The sequence below is a fragment of the Xenorhabdus hominickii genome, from assembly GCF_002632725.1.
Taxonomy (GTDB): Bacteria; Pseudomonadota; Gammaproteobacteria; order Enterobacterales; family Enterobacteriaceae; genus Xenorhabdus; species Xenorhabdus hominickii.
Map to the genome: position 1 here is coordinate 1 of NZ_NJAI01000043.1, position 1341 is coordinate 1341.

Sequence of the window (1341 nt, forward strand, 5' to 3'; positions counted from 1 at the left end):
GTTGCCGGAGGCGCGATGGCAGGGGCGGGGGCAGTGGCAGGAACAGCGGCCAATACGGGCGCTATGGGGATGTCCACCAGTTGGCAGGCATATGTGGCAAATGCCAAAGGGGGGGGTTATAACTCACCAAGCCTGAGTGCCTACAGCGGACAAATTGTCAGCAACCCAACCTTGTTTGCCTTTGCTAAAGGGGCCGGACTCATGGGGGAAGCGGGGCCGGAAGCCATTATGCCGCTCGCCAGAACCCGCGACGGCAATTTGGGGGTTAGGTTAATAGGCGCCAATCTGCCGAATTCAGGGGGCGCCCCTCAGGTCTATATTACGGTCACTAATGAGCAAACCACCCAGACAACCTCGCCGGGCTGGGAGCAGTTCGGTAGTGAGATTGGGCGGTTTGTCGAGCAGCGTTACCGGGAGTTAATCAACCGGGACTTAGGTCAGGGTGGCACACTCAGCAGAGCAATTAAAGGCGGGCGATAATGAAATTAGAAGAGTTTACTTATATTCCGCGGGTCAACGCGGCAGGAGATGTGACCCAGAAAGTCCGTACCGTGCAGTTTGGCGACGGGTACACCCAGCGAAGCGGGAGTGGTCTTAACAGTGAGCACCAGAATTGGACCGTCAGTTTTGTCGGTAATAAACAATACATTGGTGAGATCCGACAATTTCTGGTGCGCCACGCCGGGTACCGCGCATTTAAATGGCAGAATCCCCTCTCGGATATGGGGTTGTATGTCTGCCAGGGGCATAAGCTCACGGCGATGGGCATGAATGGCAGGCAAGAGCCCATGTACCAACTCTCTGCGGTATTTGAAACCACCTACCAACCTTAGGATATCCCATGACAATTAATGCCGATCTCCAGCGCCTGGCGCCGGGGAGCAAGATTCTATTGTTTGTTGTTGATGGCTCGGCCTTTGGGGGGCCAGAGCTGTATTTTCATAATCACCCTATTCCGTATACCCAAGGCGAACTGACACAGGCAGACACTGACAATTTGCCCATCAAGTCTATCTGGTGGCAGGGGGTGGAGTACAAGCCGTGGCCGGTCGACATCCGGGGACTGGAAACTGTCAGTGATGGCAGGGTAGCCGCGCCCGCCCTTAAGGTATCCAATATCGATGGCACTATCAGTGCCCTGTGTCTGGCTTATCAAAATATGGCTCAGGCACGTGTCACTATCCGCATGACCTTTGCGCACTATCTGGATGCCCGTAATTTTCCCGAGGGGAATCCCGAAGCCGATCCCACGCAGGAGAAAATCGACGTCTTCTACATTGACAGTAAAACCCATGAAGATAATGAAAGCATCCAGTTCTCGCTGTCTTCGCCGGCCGATTT

At 54.5% G+C, this 1341-nt stretch carries 2 protein-coding genes and 1 pseudogene; all 3 read left to right on the forward strand.

Features of this window, described 5'->3' with window-relative positions; translation table 11 throughout:
- Nucleotides 1-480, forward strand: a pseudogene (locus Xhom_RS31755) (tape measure protein); the annotation flags it as partial.
- Nucleotides 480-833 (forward strand): phage tail protein, encoded by a 354-nt coding sequence (locus Xhom_RS24870; RefSeq protein WP_069315769.1) that lies wholly within the window; start codon nt 480-482, stop codon nt 831-833. The pseudogene Xhom_RS31755 and the gene Xhom_RS24870, both read left to right, overlap by 1 nt.
- A gap of 8 nt (nt 834-841) precedes the next feature.
- Nucleotides 842-1341 (forward strand): phage minor tail protein L (locus Xhom_RS24875; protein WP_099140126.1); only part of this gene is annotated, 500 nt, incomplete at its 3' end.